We start from the raw sequence: 9,910 nt of genomic DNA on the forward strand, positions 1-9,910 counted from the left end.
GATAGGCCTCTTACAGTCCTATGGTCTTGGCGAACCTGTCGCGTGCGCCCCGCAGGTATGAGTACGCCTCGGCGCTCGGGAATTTCACATGCGGCTCTTTCCACACCGCATCGAACTCGGCGACAAAATGCATCCCGGCGGCGACAATCTCGACGGTTTGTTCAGGGTGCGGGAGGCGCAGTTTGGAGATAGCGCGCTCTTTCAGAGCGGTGGTCTGCGCGGCGAGGTGGGGACGGTACGGGTAGAGGGCCTCACTTTGGGCCGCGAGGACCAGATCATCGATCATTTTTTCGGCGTCATCTTTGGTCATCCTCACGTCTCCGCAGCATCGGACGTCACGACATGGTCGTTGATAGCTCTCAACGACACGGCGAATGCGTGGTCGCATGGCTGAACGCCATACAGCCTTCCGTTCCCCCACCGCTCTGCCTTGGCGCCGCAGTCATATTCCCAGAACGCGAAATCGTCCTCTGTCTCGTCGGCGCTGTCGTGCAACCGGCTGCCACATGCCGGGCATAAATCGGGCATGATCTTCTTCATGCTTTCTCCAGAATATGAGTTGTTGATGCGATCGAGATCAGCACATCACGGAATGCTGGCGGCGTCGCATTCCTGATGCGCGTCTTGTCCTTTCCGCCGACCATGGCGGTCATCCCGATGCGCCGCGCCTTCTCATAGCCGTAGCGGGCAAGCGCGGTCGGGTGCAGGCGCTGCGCGCCCTTTGACCAGTCCAGTTCGGGGAGTGTCGTGTGAGCGGCGTAGAGCCACGTCGGTTTGCGGCTCATGTGTCCGTAATGGCCTTGTTCGACATAACAGGTGTATCCGATCAGATCGCCGGCTGGCTGCCAGCCTGTGTGACGCTTGGGCCGGTCAATGCCGAAGTGCTTCCACGCATGACTGTCAGCCGGATGTTCGAGGACTCCGCCCCAGCGGCGAACCGCATAGACCGCAGCAGAGAAGCACCCACCGTCATCGCCGAGCTTGAATTGGTGTGGCTTGCGTGTGCTGCCATGCCAAAAGCGGCCCCATCGCTGACACGGCGGATGTGCGACGACCGGCCACGGTCCGGCATAGTTCCTCGCGTCGCGCTGCTCGTCCCACGGGTCGACTCCTTTGATCCCGGAGTAACAACCCCCCGCCTCGACAAACAGCGCGGCAATCACCCCACCCTCCTGATCTGCTCGCGCCCCGCCACGGTCAGCCCGAGCCGCCACAGCCTGGGCAGGCCGCGGGGCTGCACGATCTCCGTGATCTCGACCAGGCCGAGCCGGCTGAGGCTCTGCGCGTGCGACCAGAGGATCGCGCGGGCGCCCGGCGAGATCGGCTTGAACGTCGGCTTGGTTCCCTGTCCGCGGTACGGGTGCAGCACGAGCGCGTGGAGCGCGCCGAGGTGGCGAGTGGTGAGGTCGGTCATGGGGTGCGGCCCTCGGCATCCTGCGCCGCAGGCGAAATAAAATCGCGCACCCACTGCGGTAGCCGCGAAATCCGCTCGCTCGTGATCGCCGCATAATCGTAGTTGGGCTGCTTCGTATCGTCGTAGTGAAGTAGCCACAGAAACGGTTGCTCGATCCACGGGCACACGAACTCGCCGCGGTTCCGAAGCTTCATAAGATTGTGGCAGAGCGCTTCGCGCGCGTCGTGGTAGCCGACCCACACTCCGTCATTCATGTGACCGCTCGATCTGACGTTCCGCCAGTCATCGACTTTTGGCATCCAATTGTATGAGACCTTAGCCGCATTCACGGTGTTGCCGCGGAACGTGTCGAATGACAGCAGCAAGCCGTCCCGGTGGGCGAACACGAAAAAAGTCTCGATCACGCCGTTATGCGACGACGGCCACTCGTCGGCCAGCACTTGCTCGAACCCGAGTCTGTCCAAGATCGATAGGTAGCGCGCGAGGGAGTCGCCATACGTGGTGTCGCCAACCTCATGCAGCGCATCGCGCTTCATCTTGCTGTGCGTGCAGGCGAACAGGAGCCCGAGTGCAGCCGTCTCGTCATTGAGCGACTCCCCCATGCGCTCACCCGTCAACCCTTCGGCCGCAGCCAACGGATCAAAACTCAGCAGGTCGTCGATCTTGCTCACGCTCACCTCCCCGTCATCACGAACCGCGCCGTCTCGGCGCTGACATGCACCGTCGCGCCGACCCGCGGCTCCGACATCACGGCGAGCACCGACGGGACCCAGTGGTCGAGCCGGTACCGCCGCATCCAGCGCGCGATGAGCAGGGCCTCGCGGGCGGCCCGGAACAGCGCCGAGTCCGGGGTCCGCCGTTCCTCGGCGATGCGGCGCTCCCTGATCACGTGCCAGCGCAGCGCCTCGCAGGCCTGCGTCGCGTCGGCCACCTGTCGTCGGATCAGGAGATCGATGACGGGGCCGAACCAGATTCGCGACTGGTCGTTGTCGGGGCCGAGCCGGATCGTGCGCTCGGCCGCCAGCTTCATGTTGTTCGGCTCGCGGAACTCGGCCCGGAACGCGGCCGTAATGCCGGCCTCGTGGGCGGCGAGCGCGTCGGCGCCGGAGGCTTTGGCCTGGGCCGTGGCGACGGCGGCGACGCGCGTGAGGCGAGTACGGCGCGGAACGTGAGTGATGGGCGTGGCGATGCGGTCGAGCATGGCGGGCCTCACATCTTCGAAGACAGGATCAGCAACGACAGCCAGCCGGCGCCGGCACCGGAAAGGAAGCTCGGGATGTCAGCGTCCGGCGACGTCATCGCCACGGCGACGGCGAGCGCGGTCACGAGGATCGTCGACCAGCGGAATGTGGTGGCGAGCATGGTGTTCATCCCCAGAACGAAACGGCCGACGCGATGATCGGCGCAGCGGGATCGGGCAGAGCGGGCGGCGGCGCGTCGGCGAAACGGTCGCAGCACTCGATCAGTTCGGCGCGCTCCGCGGCGTCGGCGTCCCAGGCGCAGATCAGCGTCAGGGCCGAAGCGCGCCAGTTCTCCCAGCGGTCGTGGTCGAGCCGGACCGACAGCGTCGGGCGGCGGGCGCCGAGCTGGACGGCGCGAGAGATGAGTCCGTGCGACGTGGTGAACATGGCGGACTCTAACGTCCGAGCCCGAGGACGACGTATCCCGGCTCAATGCCAAACTGCCCCCCAGTCAGCACGTATTTGATGCGCCGCCGGAGTTCGTAAGGTCGGTTGTCGCTGATGGTACGCGTGAAATTGTTACGCTCTCGATCCCACCGTTTGAGGATCAGGGTATCGCCCTTCTGAAAGCCGCGATCGTCACGGCGAACCTCAAACGTTTTTTCTCCGTTGGAGATCGCGTCCCAATAGACGTCCCAACATTTCAGATCGTGTTCGCGAGCCATCGCATTCATGCTTATCCGGTTGGCACACACAGCCCTAGATGTTGTGGTCATCGCCATCGCCCAAAACTGAGTTGAAACCACGCCCATCGAATCCACCAGATCGTTTCGCCATCGGCTTTGGCAGTTTCGGTTAGGTCGCGTCGAAAGCGTGCGCTCGGCAGAAGCCAGAAACCAAAGGGGTTTAGCTCCAGAGAGATACGAGTGGCGCGCAAGGGATAAGGCAGGGGGTTTTTCATGGCTCATCCTCTTCAGGGGGTCGAAGGCTGTCGATATGCACGCCGCATCGACCGCAAATCTTCGGATCGCTCTTGCTCGCGACGTGGCCGGTGCAAGCCTCTTCGGAAAACCAAGGCCCATACAGTTCGAGAACCTCGCTCTCACCCTCCATCTTTATGACATCGCAGGGGCGGGCGGCGGTTCTGCCGGCTTCCAAGGCCGAATTGATAAATCCAAATCCGGTCGGGACTGGCGCCAACGGATGGTCGCGAAGCCATTGGCAAGAGAGACAGACGCAAGTCTTGGCCTCGTAAGATGCGGAGATCGAACGACCGCAGTCTTCGCAGGTGAAGTGCGTGGCGCCCTCTCGATCAACAAACGGGATCAACATCTAGTATGCCTCAGCGCTTGTGTGCGTTAACCGGATAAGCATGATCGCATTCCTCCTCACAGCAGTCCGTCGCGCCGCAGCGCCGCGGCCAGATCAGCGGCCGGCGCCTGGCGCTTCGCCCGGTACGTGGCGACGTTCATTTCGTGGTTCGCCCGGAACTCCGCCGTGTCGATGCCGGCGTCCCTGATCACGCGCTTGATCCAGCCGAGCGCGGTCGGGTCGTCGATCTTGAGCGCGCAGACCAGTCCGTACAACGCGAGCCGGAGCATCACGCCGTCGGTGAGCGCGCGGCCCGGCAGCATGGGGATGGGCTCGCTCATGACGCGGGCTTCGTGGTGCGGGCGGCGGCGAGGGCGGCGTTGACTATCGTAATTGTATAACGACGCTCGGGCACAAGCCGGATGCTAGGAGCATGCAGTCGAGCGATCTGAGCGCCTCCGTCAGCTTCTCGATCAGCGCGGCTTGGCGTTCGATATTCGCGGTCAACCGGCCGTTCTCGGCCATCAGGTCGCAGACTTCGTCGTGGTGTCCCATTATCCCCTCCTCACGGCCACAAACGGCCAGAACGTCCTCGCATCGGGCAGCCGGCGCCTGACCGGCGGCACATGGCTGGCGACGAGCCGCGCCGTGACGCTCGGACCGCGCCCGGCATCCCAATCGGCCCGCAGCTCGGCGAGACGGCGCGGCTGCTCCGGGAGGCGGCGGGTCATGATCAGGACTCGCTGCCCGCGACCTCGACCGGATGACCGGACTCGTCGAGCGAGTACCAAGTCATCGGTGTGATGCCCTCGCGGCCGACGATGCCGGCCCAGACGTGAGTAATCGCGCCGTCATCGTCACGGCGATCGAGATGCAACGCCGATCCTGCAACGCCCCGCACGCGGCCGTAGCGACCGCTCGCATGGGCGGTAGCCGTAGCGTGCATGGCCGAGGCCGCGCCCCTGTAGCCGGTGGCCGAGGCCGCGCCCCTGTCGCCGGTGGCCGAGGCCGCGCCCCTGTAGCCGGTGGCCGAGGCCGCGCCCCTGTAGCCGGTGGCCGAGGCCGCGCCCCTGTCGCCGGTGGCCGAGGCCGCGCCCCTGTAGCCGGTGGCCGAGGCCGCGCCGCTGTCGCCGGTGGCCGAGGCCGCGCCGCTGTCGCCGGTGGCCGAGGCCGCGCCGCAGTTGCCGGTGGCCGTTTCGCCCTCGATCGTTGCCCGCGACCACACATAATCCCAGGCGCGCCGCACGAGGTCGCTGATCGAGAGTTCGACGTTGATCGTGATCCGTGCCGCAGCGATCTTCGTGTCGCTGTCGTTGCCGTCCATCTCGCCGGACAGCGTCACCTCGGCGTAGCGGTTGCTGGCTGGCGCGTAGTAGCCGAAAACGTCAAGCGGGTGTTCGCAGGCGTGGAAGCCCGAAGCGCAGGCTTCGATCTTGCCGGCGTGCTCGTAGGTCTTCCCGACCTCGTACTGATAGCCGCGGCAGCGAAGCTGCGCGTCGAAGCCCTTGAAGGCCGTGACAATATTCTCCACGGCCGGGGCGATTTCTGCGGTCGTGGCAGTCACCTCGGTCTTGCGTCTGCGAGCCATGTCGGTGGCCTTTCGGAGTGATCAGGATCGGAAGGGTGAAAGCGGCAGGGTTTGAGCCCCGCCTACTGCATCAGCGGTCCAGCGCGGCGCCGAGCCGCTGCGCCTCGATCCGGTCGGTCTCGACGCCGTCCCGGGCGTACCGCTCGCACGCCGCGTCGTAGGCCGCGGTCAGGTCGACACCGACGGGCACCGGCGGCGGGAACATGGGCGGGTGCTCGGCGAGCATCGCGGCGTGGCGAGCCGCGGCACGGGGCGGGACGGCGCCCGCGCTGCTAAAGCTGATGCGGTCGGTGATGGTCATGATCACTCTCCCCCCGGCGCGGCGGCAAAACGCTCGGCCGCGGTATGGAAGGCATCGACATTCGTGATACCGAGACCGCCGAGAACATCCGCGGCGAGCAGCGCGTCTTCTCCGAACATCGTCAGGAAAAAGCGGGCAAGAACGGCGACGACCACATGGTCGTCGATGTCGATGGCTGCGTCGGTGGTCATGGTCCTCTCCTGATCAGTTCAGCAAGTGGGGGCTTTCGCCCCCGCCGTCACTTCAGCTCGATCAGGTCGGCGAGGAACTGAACTTCCTCGATCAGCTTCGCGCGCTCCCGGGCGTTCTTGGTGCGAGCGACCTGGGCGGCGACCCGGTCGTATCGGGACGCCAGCTCGAGGCGGGCGGCTTGTCCGTGGCGGCGGTTCAGTTCGTTGCGGCGGCGGCTGGTCATTGGTAGCTCCCGTTCCCGTGCTTCGATGGTCTAAATGTACACGAGGTGCACACGGATGTCCAGGGGGCATGTGCATGTCATGTAAAAAAATGTTCAGCAGACCTTGCCGCCGAGAGGCGGCTGGGTCATCTTTGATGCGCGTGTCGTTGCTGAAAGGCCGGGCGAAGACCTCGGCCGCAGGGCAGGCAGGCAAAAAGAAAGCCGGGCAGGGTGGCGACCCTCCCGGCTTCGATCGGGGGCGTGCTGAAAAGCCCCGACCGCTTGGTGTGTACGGTTTACATAGCGGCCGTTACAAAATCAAGCGTCTTCCCTTTCGGGTCAGCACAAATCGCCGGCATAGGGCGCGCACCTCGTCGTGTGTTGCGCCTCCGCCCGCGATAGAGGGCCGAACCCGCGGAGCATGACGTGGGGGGACGAGACCGGCGAGAGCCGGAGACGAGCGGTGCCGGCAACGGCACCTCGGAGCCCTCGATCCCACGAGGGTCCGGACCGGGCTCCGGCTGGCGCCGACCCGGTGGGCGCGCCCGGCTGGCGGATCGGCTTGGCGATAAGCGCCCGCGTCAATGACAGACGTAAAGCCGACAGCGTGACCCCGGCTTCCCTTCCTCGACGAAGGTCGTTCGATCCGTCCGTGCTCGTGGCCTCGCCTAACTTCGGGGTTCAGAGGATGGCTTCGCCCTCGCTGGCGAAGCTATGCCCGGACCAGCAGCCTTCATCGAGGTTCAGGGGCCTTCTGAAGTTGCTTCTACCCTTACGAGAGTCTACGGTTGAGAGATCAACGCAGGGGTGGTTTATCATGCGCAATGTGATTGCAATCGCTGCACTTTCGTTTTTCGTCGCGGCCGGATGCGCCGGCACGCCGACTGCGCCTCCTGTCGCAATCGCAGCCGAGCCGCCGCCGGCGCCGGTCGTCATCACGTCGAAGATGCGGTCGGCGATCGAGCGGGGCGCCAGGCAAGGCCTTAAAGACCCCGACAGCGCGCGATTCGGCGACATGAAAGCCTCCACGGGCAAGGAGGGCCTCGTCAACGTTTGCGGTTGGCTGAACGCCAAGAACAGCTACGGCGGGTACACCGGCATGGGTCCGTTCACCGGGCAGCTTGCGGGCGAAACCTTCGTGCTGCTCGGGTCCGGGACGTTCGATTCGATCGGCGGGCGCGCTGTCTTGGAGATCTGCCGGACGCGCTATGGGCTGCCGCTCGACTAATCGACACGGAGTCGGGCGATGCTGCCGTCGCGGGAGGGTCAGTGCTTGTCGTCCAGCACGGCCCGGGCGTGGCGGGCGATCTGCCGGCGCTGATCGGGTTCGGCTGACGAGAGCAGCATGTCGAGCTCATCCGGCTCGTCGGGATGCCGGGTCAGCAGCGTGATCGGGTCGGTGCCGTACACCGCGGCGAGCGCCTCGAGCAAGTCGCCTGTGTAATCCTGCACGCCACGCTCGATTCTGGACAAGCTGGCGTGGCTGTAGTCGATCTTGGCGCCGACCTCCTCAAGGGTCATCTCGCGCTTTTCCCGCCACTCTCGCAGGTAGTTCCTGCGGCGGCAGACCCTTCGCCTCTTTGCACTAACCATCTTTGCCATGTGCACATGATGCACCGGCCATCCCTGTGAATCCATGTCGCTGGGTGCACAAGGGGGCTGGACGATCATGTGCACAGGGTGTACATTACGCGACATGACGAAGACCTCGAAGCCCAAGACGAAACTCGCGGCCTGGATGAAGGACAACGGCATTACGGATGCCGACCTCGCCGAAATGGTCGGTACGTCCCGCGAGCAGATCAACCGCGTCCGAAATGGCGTGAGCTCCCCGTCGTGGGGGCTTGCGGCCAAGCTGAAGGCCGCGACACGAGGCGTCATCACGGCTGACGACTTTCTGCCGGACGCCGCGGCATGACGCTTTCAGTTGCACCCGCCGCGCGCCGGCATCCGCAGCACGCCAGCCGGCGCCACGATGCGCGCCACCACCACGCGTTCGCGGGTGCGGCCGTCCAGGCTGGTCTGCTCCGTGTAGAGCGTGAGCCGCTCGTTCGGCCCGATCTGTTCGATGGCGCCGATGCCGTCCGCATACACGTCCGGAATGGGCGTGATCTCGACCAAATGCGTCCTGCTCATCGCAATCCCCTGGCGCGCTCTTCTGTCGGCGCGCGGGAATTGTGTGCGCGGATCGCTGTTTCATCAACCTGAACTGGTAAACGATCATCTGATTAGCTCCCGGCTTGGTTAAGGCGAGCATCTGACGATCTGATCAGATCATCGGTTGTTGCGTGAAACCTCGTAAGCGTCTGTCCGTAGGAAAAACGGGTGATAGCATGAGCATTGACACGCAAGCAGACCAGCGCCGCCACACGCACCCGGCGCCGCCGCGGATGCCGCCGGACGTGGAGCCGATCACACAGCCGCTCGTCTTCACACATCGCCCTCTGTCGGATGTTGAGGTCGCCGTGCTCCGCACGATGCGACCGGCGGGCGATCTCTACGTCCACGAGCCCGACCTCTCCCTCCACGTCATCAGCATGGCCCTCGCCGCGATCTCCGGCGCGCTGGTGGGATTCGTCATCAGGGGGCTGCTGTGAGCCCGGACCTGCACTCCACGCGCGTCCGCCCCGAGTTGGCCGGCTCCGCCCTCATCGTGCTGCTCGGCTTCATCGTCGCGGCGGCGCTGATCACGATCCTTGTGCTGGTGGTGGTGTCATGACCCAGCACCGCACCGAAACCGACCGCCTCGTTGCGATGTGCTCGCCCGTGGTGGCGGACGCGCGGCGGACCCGGATCGCGCTCGACGCTCTCGCTGCGCACATCGAGTGCAGAACCGCCGTGCTGCGGGAGATGCGGCGCGAGGCCGCGATCGGCGCGCGCGTCGCCGAGCTGAAGCGCATCTCCGGAGCGAGCTGATGAACGACGTCCGCCCTTGGCACACCGAAGTCGGCACCACCCTCGTCACGATCCCAGCCGTCCTGCTCGGCAGCACGTGGCTGCTCATCAACCTCGCGGTCTGGCTCGCCTGGAGCGCCAGCCTCTTCGTCTCCGCGCCGCTCGCCGCCGTGTGCCGCGCGGTCGCTGCGGATGTGGCGGGGCCGCGATGAGCACTCTTCGCGCGCGCCGTCGAGCACGTGATGTGGCCCCGCGGGCTTGCCTGCACCTGTGCTGCAATAGGCATGAGGACGGGTCCTTTGCGGGGCGCGTGTCGGCGATCGAGGTCGCCCGCCGGGGCGAGTCCGTTGCGCTGGAACACTGGTCCCGCGGCGTTCGTCTGACGCTCGACGACGGCGGCCTGCGGCTTCTGCGCCGTCGGTGTGTCGTGCTCGACAGCAAGCAGTGGGTCGGGAACTGGTCCTGGAACCTCTACGTCGTCCCGGTCGCGGACGTCGCAGCCGTGATCGAGGCAGCCATGTCGGCCGGGTTCACGTGCGAGTCGGCAACCGGCGAGCACGCGATTCACCTGAGTGAGCTGCTCGACGCGCGCCGAGCCGGGCCGTGGGCCGGGTCGTCGGCTGAGATCGAGATTGCCCTCGCGGCTTTCGGTGAGTGCGCCTGACATGCAGATCCCCACGCGCACCCGTTCCTCCCGGTGCTCCATCCCCCGCGGGGCCACTGGCGCCGGCTCGCTGCTCCGTGTGAGCGCGGCCGGCGCCTCTTTCATCACGAGGTTCGCGCCGGCTTCGGCCGTGCGCCTCAAGACCCTGGCATCGCCACCGAC

General features: G+C 65.6%; 25 protein-coding genes. 7 read left to right on the forward strand and 18 right to left on the reverse strand.

The genetic code is table 11. The features are described from left to right. Positions 1 to 10 precede the first annotated feature (10 nt). The 16 genes from CCR97_RS08230 to CCR97_RS08305 all read right to left on the reverse strand — a co-directional run bounded on the left by CCR97_RS08230 (position 11) and on the right by CCR97_RS08305 (position 6,210). Positions 11 to 310 carry a hypothetical protein gene (locus tag CCR97_RS08230; protein ID WP_111356278.1) on the reverse strand — a complete coding sequence of 100 codons (300 nt, stop codon included), beginning with the start codon at positions 308 to 310 and terminating at the stop codon, positions 11 to 13. A gap of 2 nt (positions 311 to 312) precedes the next feature. Beyond that, positions 313 to 540, reverse strand: coding sequence for a hypothetical protein (locus CCR97_RS08235; protein ID WP_111356279.1), 228 nt, complete (start codon positions 538 to 540; stop codon positions 313 to 315). Continuing rightward, positions 537 to 1,163, reverse strand: coding sequence for a hypothetical protein (locus tag CCR97_RS08240; protein WP_111356280.1), 627 nt, complete (start codon positions 1,161 to 1,163; stop codon positions 537 to 539). Before CCR97_RS08240 ends, CCR97_RS08235 begins: the two co-directional genes overlap by 4 nt. Beyond that, the gene (locus CCR97_RS08245) at positions 1,160 to 1,414 is read right to left on the reverse strand and encodes a hypothetical protein (RefSeq protein WP_111356281.1); all 255 of its coding nucleotides are present in this window, start codon (positions 1,412 to 1,414) and stop codon (positions 1,160 to 1,162) included. The genes CCR97_RS08240 and CCR97_RS08245 overlap by 4 nt, the downstream gene beginning before the upstream one ends. Beyond that, entirely contained in the window at positions 1,411 to 2,085 is a 675-nt protein-coding gene (locus CCR97_RS08250) for a hypothetical protein (protein ID WP_111356282.1), read from the reverse strand. The genes CCR97_RS08245 and CCR97_RS08250 overlap by 4 nt, the downstream gene beginning before the upstream one ends. A 2-nt stretch (positions 2,086 to 2,087) precedes the next feature. Further along, a complete protein-coding gene (locus CCR97_RS08255; protein WP_111356283.1) occupies positions 2,088 to 2,615 on the reverse strand; it encodes a hypothetical protein in 528 nt (175 codons plus the stop codon). 8 nt (positions 2,616 to 2,623) lie between these two features. Further along, positions 2,624 to 2,776, reverse strand: a complete 153-nt coding sequence (locus tag CCR97_RS08260) for a hypothetical protein (RefSeq protein ID WP_170145738.1) — start codon at positions 2,774 to 2,776, stop codon at positions 2,624 to 2,626. Positions 2,777 to 2,781: 5 nt separating this feature from the next. After that, entirely contained in the window at positions 2,782 to 3,042 is a 261-nt protein-coding gene (locus CCR97_RS08265; protein ID WP_111356284.1) for a hypothetical protein, read from the reverse strand. A gap of 8 nt (positions 3,043 to 3,050) precedes the next feature. Next, positions 3,051 to 3,407: a DUF3850 domain-containing protein gene (locus tag CCR97_RS08270; RefSeq protein ID WP_244670331.1), complete on the reverse strand. Its 357-nt coding sequence runs from the start codon at positions 3,405 to 3,407 to the stop codon at positions 3,051 to 3,053. A gap of 576 nt (positions 3,408 to 3,983) precedes the next feature. Next, positions 3,984 to 4,247, reverse strand: coding sequence for a hypothetical protein (locus tag CCR97_RS08275; protein ID WP_111356285.1), 264 nt, complete (start codon positions 4,245 to 4,247; stop codon positions 3,984 to 3,986). A 43-nt stretch (positions 4,248 to 4,290) separates the two neighbouring features. Next, positions 4,291 to 4,461, reverse strand: coding sequence for a hypothetical protein (locus CCR97_RS08280; RefSeq protein ID WP_170145739.1), 171 nt, complete (start codon positions 4,459 to 4,461; stop codon positions 4,291 to 4,293). Then, a complete protein-coding gene (locus CCR97_RS08285) occupies positions 4,461 to 4,637 on the reverse strand; it encodes a hypothetical protein (protein WP_170145740.1) in 177 nt (58 codons plus the stop codon). Before CCR97_RS08285 ends, CCR97_RS08280 begins: the two co-directional genes overlap by 1 nt. A gap of 2 nt (positions 4,638 to 4,639) precedes the next feature. Next, the gene (locus tag CCR97_RS08290; RefSeq protein WP_207199412.1) at positions 4,640 to 5,494 is read right to left on the reverse strand and encodes a DUF7666 domain-containing protein; all 855 of its coding nucleotides are present in this window, start codon (positions 5,492 to 5,494) and stop codon (positions 4,640 to 4,642) included. 70 nt (positions 5,495 to 5,564) lie between these two features. Then, positions 5,565 to 5,795 (reverse strand): hypothetical protein, encoded by a 231-nt coding sequence (locus CCR97_RS08295; protein WP_111356287.1) that lies wholly within the window; start codon positions 5,793 to 5,795, stop codon positions 5,565 to 5,567. Positions 5,796 to 5,797: 2 nt separating this feature from the next. Next, complete coding sequence (locus CCR97_RS08300; RefSeq protein ID WP_111356288.1) at positions 5,798 to 5,986, reverse strand: hypothetical protein; 189 nt, start codon at positions 5,984 to 5,986, stop codon at positions 5,798 to 5,800. A gap of 47 nt (positions 5,987 to 6,033) precedes the next feature. Then, entirely contained in the window at positions 6,034 to 6,210 is a 177-nt protein-coding gene (locus CCR97_RS08305; protein WP_170145741.1) for a hypothetical protein, read from the reverse strand. 796 nt (positions 6,211 to 7,006) lie between these two features. On the opposite strand from CCR97_RS08305, the gene CCR97_RS08310 reads away from it, so the two are divergent. Further along, on the forward strand, positions 7,007 to 7,417 hold the full coding sequence (locus tag CCR97_RS08310; protein WP_146618683.1) for a hypothetical protein: 411 nt from the start codon (positions 7,007 to 7,009) through the stop codon (positions 7,415 to 7,417). 38 nt (positions 7,418 to 7,455) lie between these two features. On the opposite strand, the gene CCR97_RS08315 is transcribed toward CCR97_RS08310, so the two are convergent. Beyond that, positions 7,456 to 7,944 (reverse strand): helix-turn-helix domain-containing protein, encoded by a 489-nt coding sequence (locus CCR97_RS08315; RefSeq protein WP_111356290.1) that lies wholly within the window; start codon positions 7,942 to 7,944, stop codon positions 7,456 to 7,458. On the opposite strand from CCR97_RS08315, the gene CCR97_RS08320 reads away from it, so the two are divergent. Further along, entirely contained in the window at positions 7,886 to 8,107 is a 222-nt protein-coding gene (locus tag CCR97_RS08320) for a helix-turn-helix transcriptional regulator (protein ID WP_201159424.1), read from the forward strand. The genes CCR97_RS08315 and CCR97_RS08320 overlap by 59 nt on opposite strands. A 5-nt stretch (positions 8,108 to 8,112) precedes the next feature. On the opposite strand, the gene CCR97_RS08325 is transcribed toward CCR97_RS08320, so the two are convergent. Continuing rightward, on the reverse strand, positions 8,113 to 8,325 hold the full coding sequence (locus CCR97_RS08325; protein WP_146618684.1) for a hypothetical protein: 213 nt from the start codon (positions 8,323 to 8,325) through the stop codon (positions 8,113 to 8,115). Positions 8,326 to 8,522: 197 nt separating this feature from the next. Here CCR97_RS08325 and CCR97_RS08330 point away from each other — a divergent pair, with 197 nt between their 5' ends. The 5 genes from CCR97_RS08330 to CCR97_RS08345 all read left to right on the forward strand — a co-directional run bounded on the left by CCR97_RS08330 (position 8,523) and on the right by CCR97_RS08345 (position 9,748). Further along, positions 8,523 to 8,786, forward strand: a complete 264-nt coding sequence (locus CCR97_RS08330; protein ID WP_111356292.1) for a hypothetical protein — start codon at positions 8,523 to 8,525, stop codon at positions 8,784 to 8,786. Beyond that, positions 8,783 to 8,908 (forward strand): hypothetical protein, encoded by a 126-nt coding sequence (locus CCR97_RS32030; RefSeq protein WP_274611497.1) that lies wholly within the window; start codon positions 8,783 to 8,785, stop codon positions 8,906 to 8,908. Before CCR97_RS08330 ends, CCR97_RS32030 begins: the two co-directional genes overlap by 4 nt. Continuing rightward, positions 8,905 to 9,105 (forward strand): hypothetical protein, encoded by a 201-nt coding sequence (locus tag CCR97_RS08335; protein WP_111356293.1) that lies wholly within the window; start codon positions 8,905 to 8,907, stop codon positions 9,103 to 9,105. The genes CCR97_RS32030 and CCR97_RS08335 overlap by 4 nt, the downstream gene beginning before the upstream one ends. Next, positions 9,105 to 9,296, forward strand: a complete 192-nt coding sequence (locus CCR97_RS08340) for a hypothetical protein (protein WP_111356294.1) — start codon at positions 9,105 to 9,107, stop codon at positions 9,294 to 9,296. The genes CCR97_RS08335 and CCR97_RS08340 overlap by 1 nt, the downstream gene beginning before the upstream one ends. 98 nt (positions 9,297 to 9,394) lie before the next feature. After that, a complete protein-coding gene (locus tag CCR97_RS08345) occupies positions 9,395 to 9,748 on the forward strand; it encodes a hypothetical protein (RefSeq protein WP_146618685.1) in 354 nt (117 codons plus the stop codon). Positions 9,749 to 9,910: the final 162 nt, after the last annotated feature.

This window comes from Rhodoplanes elegans (assembly GCF_016653355.1).
Taxonomy (GTDB): Bacteria; Pseudomonadota; Alphaproteobacteria; order Rhizobiales; family Xanthobacteraceae; genus Rhodoplanes; species Rhodoplanes elegans.

Coding starts and splice junctions, on each gene's coding strand:
- CCR97_RS08230 (WP_111356278.1), bottom strand. CDS start 310: ATGACCAAAGATGACGCCGAAAAAATGATCGATGATCTGGTCCTCGCG.
- CCR97_RS08235 (WP_111356279.1), bottom strand. CDS start 540: ATGAAGAAGATCATGCCCGATTTATGCCCGGCATGTGGCAGCCGGTTG.
- CCR97_RS08245 (WP_111356281.1), bottom strand. CDS start 1,414: ATGACCGACCTCACCACTCGCCACCTCGGCGCGCTCCACGCGCTCGTG.
- CCR97_RS08255 (WP_111356283.1), bottom strand. CDS start 2,615: ATGCTCGACCGCATCGCCACGCCCATCACTCACGTTCCGCGCCGTACT.
- CCR97_RS08260 (WP_170145738.1), bottom strand. CDS start 2,776: ATGCTCGCCACCACATTCCGCTGGTCGACGATCCTCGTGACCGCGCTC.
- CCR97_RS08265 (WP_111356284.1), bottom strand. CDS start 3,042: ATGTTCACCACGTCGCACGGACTCATCTCTCGCGCCGTCCAGCTCGGC.
- CCR97_RS08270 (WP_244670331.1), bottom strand. CDS start 3,407: ATGGGCGTGGTTTCAACTCAGTTTTGGGCGATGGCGATGACCACAACA.
- CCR97_RS08275 (WP_111356285.1), bottom strand. CDS start 4,247: ATGAGCGAGCCCATCCCCATGCTGCCGGGCCGCGCGCTCACCGACGGC.
- CCR97_RS08280 (WP_170145739.1), bottom strand. CDS start 4,461: ATGGGACACCACGACGAAGTCTGCGACCTGATGGCCGAGAACGGCCGG.
- CCR97_RS08285 (WP_170145740.1), bottom strand. CDS start 4,637: ATGACCCGCCGCCTCCCGGAGCAGCCGCGCCGTCTCGCCGAGCTGCGG.
- CCR97_RS08290 (WP_207199412.1), bottom strand. CDS start 5,494: ATGGCTCGCAGACGCAAGACCGAGGTGACTGCCACGACCGCAGAAATC.
- CCR97_RS08295 (WP_111356287.1), bottom strand. CDS start 5,795: ATGACCATCACCGACCGCATCAGCTTTAGCAGCGCGGGCGCCGTCCCG.
- CCR97_RS08300 (WP_111356288.1), bottom strand. CDS start 5,986: ATGACCACCGACGCAGCCATCGACATCGACGACCATGTGGTCGTCGCC.
- CCR97_RS08305 (WP_170145741.1), bottom strand. CDS start 6,210: ATGACCAGCCGCCGCCGCAACGAACTGAACCGCCGCCACGGACAAGCC.
- CCR97_RS08310 (WP_146618683.1), top strand. CDS start 7,007: ATGCGCAATGTGATTGCAATCGCTGCACTTTCGTTTTTCGTCGCGGCC.
- CCR97_RS08320 (WP_201159424.1), top strand. CDS start 7,886: ATGACGAAGACCTCGAAGCCCAAGACGAAACTCGCGGCCTGGATGAAG.
- CCR97_RS08315 (WP_111356290.1), bottom strand. CDS start 7,944: ATGCCGTTGTCCTTCATCCAGGCCGCGAGTTTCGTCTTGGGCTTCGAG.
- CCR97_RS08325 (WP_146618684.1), bottom strand. CDS start 8,325: ATGAGCAGGACGCATTTGGTCGAGATCACGCCCATTCCGGACGTGTAT.
- CCR97_RS08330 (WP_111356292.1), top strand. CDS start 8,523: ATGAGCATTGACACGCAAGCAGACCAGCGCCGCCACACGCACCCGGCG.
- CCR97_RS08335 (WP_111356293.1), top strand. CDS start 8,905: ATGACCCAGCACCGCACCGAAACCGACCGCCTCGTTGCGATGTGCTCG.
- CCR97_RS08340 (WP_111356294.1), top strand. CDS start 9,105: ATGAACGACGTCCGCCCTTGGCACACCGAAGTCGGCACCACCCTCGTC.